The 7,014-nt window shown below is 74.2% G+C and carries 5 protein-coding genes; 4 read left to right on the top strand and 1 reads right to left on the bottom strand.

Features of this window, described 5'->3' with window-relative positions:
• A partial coding sequence (locus AB0F11_RS37045) for a SagB/ThcOx family dehydrogenase (protein WP_362183980.1) occupies window positions 1–1,114 on the top strand: 1,114 nt, incomplete at its 5' end.
• Window positions 1,115–1,138: 24 nt separating this feature from the next.
• Here AB0F11_RS37045 and AB0F11_RS37050 read toward each other — a convergent pair.
• Entirely contained in the window at window positions 1,139–3,544 is a 2,406-nt protein-coding gene (locus tag AB0F11_RS37050) for a SpoIIE family protein phosphatase (protein WP_362183983.1), read from the bottom strand.
• Window positions 3,545–4,083: 539 nt separating this feature from the next.
• On the opposite strand from AB0F11_RS37050, the gene AB0F11_RS37055 reads away from it, so the two are divergent.
• From AB0F11_RS37055 to AB0F11_RS37065, 3 genes are all read left to right on the top strand, one after another.
• Window positions 4,084–4,725, top strand: coding sequence for a sortase (locus tag AB0F11_RS37055; protein WP_362183986.1), 642 nt, complete (start codon window positions 4,084–4,086; stop codon window positions 4,723–4,725).
• 421 nt (window positions 4,726–5,146) lie between these two features.
• Complete coding sequence (locus AB0F11_RS37060) at window positions 5,147–6,016, top strand: papain-like cysteine protease family protein (RefSeq protein WP_362183991.1); 870 nt, start codon at window positions 5,147–5,149, stop codon at window positions 6,014–6,016.
• A 14-nt stretch (window positions 6,017–6,030) separates the two neighbouring features.
• Window positions 6,031–6,996, top strand: a complete 966-nt coding sequence (locus AB0F11_RS37065; RefSeq protein WP_362183994.1) for a hypothetical protein — start codon at window positions 6,031–6,033, stop codon at window positions 6,994–6,996.
• The last annotated feature ends 18 nt before the right edge of the window (window positions 6,997–7,014 follow it).

The raw sequence follows: 7,014 nt of genomic DNA on the forward strand, positions 1-7,014 counted from the left end.
ACCCCCGATCTTCTCGGCCGGTCTCGGCGCGGAGCTGGGTCGCGTCGCCGCCGCCCTCACCGCCGCCCCCGGCACCCGGGCCGGCCGGCACGGCGAGGTGCGGGCCGCCGACGCGCGGATACGGGCCGCCGTGCCCGCCGACCGGCCGGAGGAGCCGGAGCGGCTGGACCGCCGGCTGTGGGTGTGGGCGTCCCAACTCCACATGCTGTTCAACCGGTTGGGCGTGACGCCGGACGAGGAGCGGGCGGTGTGCCGGCTCGCGGGCCGGGCCCTGCTGGAGACCGGGGACGGAGGCGGCTTCTTCGAGTCCGGGCCCGGTGCGGCCGACTACCGGTACCTGGAGCGGAGCAAGTTCCAGATCGGCCGGGCCGAGGACACCGCCGTACGCGCCGTCGCCCGGCCCGTGGAGCCGGCCGGCCACCGTCCGGGCGGCGAACGCCCGCTGCCCGCAGCGCCGTTGCCCGAGCTGTCGCTCGGCGAGGCGCTGCAGCGCCGCCGCTCGGCGCGCGGCGCGCTGCGGGGGCCGCTCACCGCGCAGGAGCTGGGCGGGGTGCTGTGGCACGCCCTCGCGCCGGGAGCCGGGTCCCGGCAGCCGCCGGCCGACGGGACGGAGCGCACGCTCGGCCACCGCCCGTACCCGAGCGCGGGGGCCCTGTACAGCGTGCGGGTGCGGCTGCTGGCGCTCGCCGTGGCGGGACTGCCCGCGGGCACCTACCACTGCCTGCCGGAGCGGCGGTCGCTGGTGCCGCTGGGGCCCGCTCCGGAGCTCGCCGCGCTCAAGGCGCTGTCCTCGTACCTCTCGCGCCCGGCGGAGGATCCCGACGCGGTCGGGATCGACGAGGCGCCGGCCGTCCTGGCAGTCCACCTGGACCTGGGGCTGCTGCGCCGCCGCTACGGGCTGCGGGCGCTGCGGCTGGGCCTGCTGGAGGCCGGGCACCTGACGCAGACGCTCCAGCTCACGGCGGGCGCGTACGGGCTGGGCACCATCCCGCTCGGCGGCCTGCACGACGACCTGGCGCACGAGCTGCTGGGGCTGGACGACCTCGACGAGCCGGTCCAGTACCTGCTGCCGCTCGGCCGCCAGGGCACGGCCGCTGCCCCGGAGAGCTCCTGAGCCGGGCCGCCGGGGCCGACGGCGCTACGCCGCAGGGTCCTCGGCGTCGGGCGGCCGGTTCGCCGCGGGCAGGGCCTGCTCCGCCCAGATGATCTTGCCGGTGGCCGTGTAGCGGGTGCCCCACTGGTGGGCCGTCTGCGCCACGATGAACAGGCCGCGGCCGCCCTCGTCGTCGTTGGCGGCGTGCCGCAGGTGCGGCGAGGTGTGGCCGCTGTCGGACACCTCGCAGATCAGCGTCTGGTCGCGGATCAGGCGCAGCCGGACGGGGCCGTCCCCGGCGTACCGGATGGCGTTGGTGACCAGCTCGCTCACCACGAGTTCCGCGGTGAAGACCAGGTCCTCGAGGCCCCACTCGCGCAGCTGCGCGGCCGCCGCGGCCCGAGCCCGGCCGACGGCCTGCAGGTCGCTGCTCACGTCCCACACGGCGACCTGGTGCTCGCCGAGCAGTCGGGTGCGTACCAGCAGCAGCGCCGCGTCGTCCTCGGTCGGTGCGGGCAGCAGCGTGCCGACGGCCTCGTCGCACAGGTCGTCCAGGGGCCGGTCCGGCCGGCTCAGGACCCCGCTCAGGACGCCCAGTTGATCGTCGAGGTCGCGGCCGCGGCCCCGTACGAGCCCGTCGGTGAAGAGGGCGAGCAGGCTCCCCGGGGGGAGGGTCAGCTCCACGGACTCGAAGGGCAGGCCGCCCAGGCCCAGCGGCGGTCCGGACGGCAGCTCGGGGAAGGTGACCGTGCCCTCGTCCGGATCGACGACGGCGGGCAGCGGATGCCCGGCCCGCGCCATCGTGCACGTCCCGGACACGGGGTCGTACGCGGCGTAGAGGCAGGTGACGCCGAGGGCCTCGTCCTCCGAGAGCTCCTCCCCCTCGGCGTGGACCGCGGCGCGTTCGTCGGCGCCCTGGGTGACGAGGTCGTCGAGGCGGGCGAGGAGCTCGTCGGGGGCGAGATCCATCCGGGCCAGCACGCGCACGCTGGTGCGCAGCCGGCCCATGGTCGCGGCGGCGCCCAGGCCGTGCCCGACCACGTCCCCGACGACCAGTCCCACCCGGGCCCCGGACAGGGCGATGACGTCGAACCAGTCGCCGCCCACCCCGGCCCGGCTGTCGGCGGGAAGGTAGCGGTACGCCAGTTCCACGGCGGAGAGTTGGGGCAGCAGCCGCGGCAGCAGGCTGCGCTGGAGCACCAGGGCGGTGGCGTGTTCGCGGGCGTAGCGGCGGGCGTTGTCCACGCACACCGCGAGCCGGGCCGCGAGTTCGTCGGCCACGGCCAGCTCGCCGGCGTCGAAGGGCTTGGTGCGGTGGTCCCATGCGAAGGACACGACGCCCAGATCGGTCCCCTTGGTGCGCAGCGGTACCGCCAGCAGACCCGGCTCGCGCACCGGGCGGACGGCAGGAACGGCAGGAATGGCGGGAACGGCGGGGGCGGCGGGGCGTGCGCCGGGGGGCTCCGCAGGTGGCCACACCCGGACCATCCGGGGGGCGGCCTCGGCATCCGAGCGGTGCCGATCGCCGTTCGACTCCGTCTCCAGCAGGTCCACCGTGACCCGGTCGGCGAACCACGGCGTCGTCACGGCGGCGAACTCGCGGGCCGTGCGGCCCATGTCGAGGGTGGTACCCACGCTCCTGGCGGCCCGGACCAGCAGGTCCAGGCGCTGCTGGGCGAGGTAGCGCTCGGTGATGTCGAACGTCTCCTCGCACACGCCCAGCGGTGTGCCGGACAGGTCCTCCAACCGGTAGTACGAGCACGACCAGACGTGGTCGCGGTCGGGAGCGGAGGGCGGCCGGCCCCGGTAGTGCAGCTCGATCACGGGCTCGCCGGTGGCCAGCACCTCGCCCATGACCTCCTCCAGGGTGTCGGGCATGCCGGGAGAAACGATCACGCCGTGCGTGACCATGTCGTCGGGGCCCACGCCGGCGTACTGGGCGGGCCCCATCTCCTTGTAGAGGGCGGCGTTCGTCCAGACGACGCGCAGCCGGGTGTCGTAGAGGGCCAGTCCGACCGGCGACTGGGTGGCCAGCCCGCGCAGCATCGACTGCAGGGCGTTCCACTGCTCGGTCACGTCGGCGTCGGCCATGGCGAGCAGGCGCGCGGGCCGCGGCCCGGCGGCGCCGCTCGGGTCGGCCCCGCCGTCCCCGCCGGGCTCCGTGCCGCCGGGGGCCAGGGTGTGGACGGCGATCGCCGCCTTCACGGCGCGCCCGTCCCGGTGGCGCAGCCGGAGCACCCGCCGCAGTCCCGGCTGGAGTTCGGGCGCCGCGGCACCGGTCACCAGGTCGGCGAACTCCCGGCCCAGCACCTCCGGCGCCGGGTACCCGAGCAGCTCCGCGGCCGCCGGGCTCCAGCCGATCACCCGGCTGTCACCGTCGAGGACCACCACGGCCACGCGGGAGGCGTCGAGGGGGTCCTGGAGTTCATCGAAGCCGGGGATCTCGCCCATGGCACATCTCGCTCATGACACCTCTTCCCCATGCGCTGCGCGCGCCGATGCGCGTACGTTGCGCGCGGCCCCGGCGCCGCCGGGGTGCGCACAGCCGGAACGGAGCCGAGGAGGGTGGCGCCGTACGCCCGCCTCCAGGCGGGCACGGTCGACGGCCGACGCGTACGGAACCCGTCCGCCGGCGCCCGCGCCAGGTCGCACCGCTCTCCCGGCCACACAGCCAGGATGCTCCCTGCTGCGCCGGGGCCGCATCCTGGCGGCCGTCGGGCAGCCGACGGCGCGCCGCGGCCCGGGAACCGTGCGTACGGCGACCGTCTCCCTACGGTGTCTCCCCCGGTGTCGCCCGCGGTGGACAGCTCCGGGTCGCTCCGGGCGGGCCGGGGCGCTGCGGTGCGCTGTACGGTCTGCCCGCAATGCCGCCGGGGCGGTGCGGCCGACGTGCCCTCAGGGAGAGCCGGTGCCAGGCTGGAAGGGCCGGTCGCGCCTGCTTCGAGCCGCGCGCCCGGCCTGCCCCCCTTCCCCTCCCCCCGGGATTCGCCATGCCCCACCGCCCCTTGCGTCGCCTCCACACCCTGACGGTCGCCGTGTCCGCCGCCGCCCTCGCCGTCCCGCTGACGGCGCCCGGTGCTGCCGCAGCCGGTCCGGCCGCGGCGGGGGTCCGGGCCGGCGGCCGCGTCGCGGCGGCCGAGCTGTCGATCCCCTCCATCGGGGTGTCAGGGCTCCCGGTGGTTCCGTACCAGGGCAGTCCCGATGACGCGGCGGGCACGGTGATCCAGGACCAGGGTGTGGCCGCGAGCCCGCACGGTCCCGGCGGCGGGGTCGGGCCCGGCGAGGTCGGCAACTACATCGTCACGGCGCACCGCGTCACGGCGGGCGGTCCGCTGCGTGCGCTGCCCGCGCTGCGGGAGGGCGCCACCGTGCTGGTGACCGCCGGCGGCGTGACGTACACGTACAGGATCAGCGCGACCCGGACGACCTCCTTCCGGTCCCAGGACTCGATGAACGCGCAGCGGGCCCCCGTCCCCGGCTCGCCCGGCACCGCGCCGACCCGGGCGGTGATCACCGTGACCACGTGTCTCACCCCGGAGGACGACGCGGCGGGGAACCACTGGCGCGACGCGCAGAACAACCCCGAACACCGCCTCGACAAGATCGGCGTCCTCACCGGCACCTCTCCCTGACCCTCGCCCCCTCCGGTCCGCACAAAAACGCGGGGGATTCCGGCGGTGGAAAATGATGGAGAGTCACGCGGCATACACGCTGGGCTATTCGGCTTTTTGACGCACCGTCCAACAACGCGTTTCCAAGCGTCAAGTTTGCGTAAAGTCCACGCTCCGCCCGACCTTCTGAATGGCCTGGACCATTTCTCATGGGTCGAGCAACTCAGCCTCTGCCTATAGGGGTTGACGTATCGTCAATTCAACGAAAAACGATGGTTGAATGGGCGACATCTTTGCGCGTAGAGCCATCGCGTCCACATCCCGGGATCTCTCTGGCAAGATTCCCGGCACCCAATCCACTCAAGGAATGCGGTGCCGATAGCGCCCGCGGACGACCGGATGGCCGGGGGGCGACTTCGCCTTTCCCGGCCCAAGGAGCACGATGCACAAACGACGCATGTCCCGCCGCAAGAAGGCCGTCATAGCCGCCACCACCGCCGCACTCTCCGGTGGTCTGCTGTTCGGCTTCGGGGCCCTCGCCCAGGCCGACACGGTCACCGGCACGGTCATCGGCGGACAGGGGAACCACAGCAGCATCAACCACCGGGTCAAGCCCTCCCTCTCGGCCCGGATCAACGGTTCCTCGAAGGTCGGCGACAGGATCCAGATGTCCTGCCGGACCAACGGGGACACCGTGGAGAACAACCCGCGGTGGATCTACACCGGTTCGTACTACATCGCCGACGCGTTCATCCGCGAGAACACCACCCGCCTGCCCGTCTGCGGCACCACACCGGACCCCAAGCCCACCCAGCCAAACCCCGGTCCCGTCACCGCGAAGTCGCTCAGCATCGACATGCAGAAGCAGGTCCGCACCCAGTGGTGCTGGGACGCCTCCGGCGTGACCATCGCCAAGTACTGGGGCAGGAACGTCACTCAGGAGCAGTTCTGCCAACTGGCCGCCCAGAGCGGCTGGGTGGACTGCAACAACCAGCCCGCGACGCTGGAGGACATGGCGGGCGGCCTGGCCCGGGTCGGACTGGGCAGCAGCGGCCGCAGCCTCTACCGCAACGCCTCGTTCGCCGAGTCCACGGCCGAGATCGCGGCGGGCCGGCCGTTCGCGGTCCGCTTCGGCTGGCGCAGCGGGGGCGGCCACATGAACGTCATCTACGGCTACGACAGCGCCAGCAACATGATCGCCGTCGGCGACCCGTGGCAGACCACCCAGACCTACACCTGGTGGGACTACTCCACCTACGTGAACAACAACTCGTTCCAGTGGACCCACTCCCGCATCGGCATCCAGGGCTGAGGAGAAGACCGACCATGCAGACCAGGCAGACCATGCGGCGCATGCAGCGCACGGCCGTCCGCACAGCCGTTCTCGCCACCACCGCCTTCGCCGCCGCTCTCTGCGGGAACGTTTCCGCGCACGGCGCGGAAGGCGGCGACGGCATCGCGGGCTACCAGTCCGCCCAGCAGACCCTGCGCAGCGACCAGGTCCACAACACCGTCTCCCGCTTCCTCGTCTCGACCCGGCAGCCCGGCAGCGCCGCCGCCGCGGACGGGGGCACCGTGGGCGCTCCCAAGAACGGGAGCGCCCCCGCGGCCCCGGCCGCACCGCCCCGGTTCGAGCTCAAGGACCCGGTGCCGATGTTCGAGATCAGCCCGGAGTTCGTGTCCGGCAAGACCCAGGCGAGCCCGCAGACCGCCCTGCGGCTCTCCTACCTGGCCTCCCGGGTGACGGCCTCCGACGGCCGTCCCGCCGCCGTACTGCTCGCGCCCAAGGGCAGCGCCAACGCGCCGGCCAGCGGAAGCCCGCAGAGCGCCGGAGCCGAGGGCTGGCAGCTGGCCGGCATCCGCGACGGGGACACCGACCTCGGCCTCGCCGAGCGCGGCACCCCGCAGGCCCGCACCTTCAACGAGCCGCAGATCCACGCCTGGTACCGGCTCACCGCCGAGGGCATGGTCGAGCCGCTCAACCAGGAGGCGACCTCGGGCCTCGGCGGAAAGGGCTCCGTCACCCTCGCCGCCTACCAGAAGCTGGTGTCGGCCCGCTACGGCGACAAGCTGCCCGGCTCCGAGTACGACCGCAAGGGCCTCGCCGGCGGATACCCCGGCCTGGTGGACGAGCAGCAGGAGAAGCCGGCGGCGGCGTCCGCAGCCGCCTCCGCGGTACCGGCGGCCGGCGCGTCCTGGCAGCCGGCCGCCCTCACCGGGGCCGCCGCCCTGGCGGCGGCCGGCGGTGCGGCGCTCTACGCCCGACGCCGCCGGACGGCTCCCGGCCGCTGACCGGTACGGTCCGAACCG

Source organism: Streptomyces sp. NPDC032472, from assembly GCF_040636955.1.
Taxonomy (GTDB): Bacteria; Actinomycetota; Actinomycetes; order Streptomycetales; family Streptomycetaceae; genus Streptomyces.

What these genes read in the sequence shown, in the direction of transcription:
- AB0F11_RS37050 (WP_362183983.1), bottom strand. Translation starts at nt 3,544, where the DNA reads ATGGGCGAGATCCCCGGCTTCGATGAACTCCAGGACCCCCTCGACGCC.
- AB0F11_RS37055 (WP_362183986.1), top strand. Translation starts at nt 4,084, where the DNA reads ATGCCCCACCGCCCCTTGCGTCGCCTCCACACCCTGACGGTCGCCGTG.
- AB0F11_RS37060 (WP_362183991.1), top strand. Translation starts at nt 5,147, where the DNA reads ATGCACAAACGACGCATGTCCCGCCGCAAGAAGGCCGTCATAGCCGCC.
- AB0F11_RS37065 (WP_362183994.1), top strand. Translation starts at nt 6,031, where the DNA reads ATGCAGACCAGGCAGACCATGCGGCGCATGCAGCGCACGGCCGTCCGC.